1 protein-coding gene is annotated in these 836 nt (G+C 59.6%); it reads left to right on the top strand.

Annotation, left to right across the window (positions count from 1 at the left end):
* Positions 1-374 precede the first annotated feature (374 nt).
* On the top strand, positions 375-818 hold the full coding sequence (locus NKJ64_RS30460) for a hypothetical protein (RefSeq protein WP_352463833.1): 444 nt from the start codon (positions 375-377) through the stop codon (positions 816-818).
* Positions 819-836 lie beyond the last annotated feature (18 nt).

Below are 836 nucleotides of genomic sequence, written 5' to 3'. Positions count from 1 at the left end.
CATGCCTTGCGATATCGCTGGCGCGAACCACCACGAAAGCGCAAATTTCAGTCCATGCCAAAGCTATCTTAGCGCCTATGCCCTTTGACCCTAGATCTTAGTCCAGGTTGGTCACCGCTATTCCACAATCTCACCGATGTGGAGGTATGTCTTTCACGACGCGAACGGCGGCTTCGCGCCTCATGACAGTCGGTTCCCCGGTTCAGTCCATTCACCAAAAGCGGGCGTCGCCAAACGGCCAGCCCTCAGGCTGTTATGTTCGCGCAAAATGCTCTGCTGGGCCGAATGGATGAGGCGCGACGATACCAGGCAAAATTCTGGGCACTCCCGGACTGTCACGAGTCCTCGAAGCGCAGGCCGATCTTTCCCGCTGCATGTTCCTGCACGCGTTCGGAAACGCAGATCCTGCCAGGCTCGGCGATCCTCTCCAGACGCGCGGCGATGTTGACCCCCGCGCCCAAGACGTGACCGTCCTATTCGATGATGTCGCCGACGATCTTGCCGCGATGCGTGGCAATACAGGGATCGAGGTGGTCACGTTGATGGCTGTTCAAGCGCTCGAGGGCACCTTCTTCGTCAGCGCCCATCAGTTGACTGTACCCGGCGAGGTCAGCCGCAAGGATCGCCGAGAGCTTGCGCTCGACCCGACCGATTTCCATCCAGTCCCTCTGCAAGGCGTCAGGATCATATTTGCCCAGGTCAAGCGATCCAAGTCCGCTCTTCCGGTTTTCTTTGGGATCGCGTCAACCATGTCGGGCGCACCCGTTCGTACGGAGCAACTGGCGCTCCGCACGAGGGACAGGGCAACTCACTGGTGACTGGGTGCGTGCCTGACG

Source organism: Mesorhizobium sp. M0062, assembly GCF_040323125.1.
Classification (GTDB): Bacteria; Pseudomonadota; Alphaproteobacteria; order Rhizobiales; family Rhizobiaceae; genus Mesorhizobium.
The sequence above is the reverse complement of the archived record's forward strand: the minus strand, read 5'-3'. Positions and strand labels throughout refer to the sequence as shown.

Excerpts from the sequence above, each read along its gene's own strand:
- NKJ64_RS30460 (WP_352463833.1), top strand. The coding sequence starts at position 375 with ATGTTCCTGCACGCGTTCGGAAACGCAGATCCTGCCAGGCTCGGCGAT.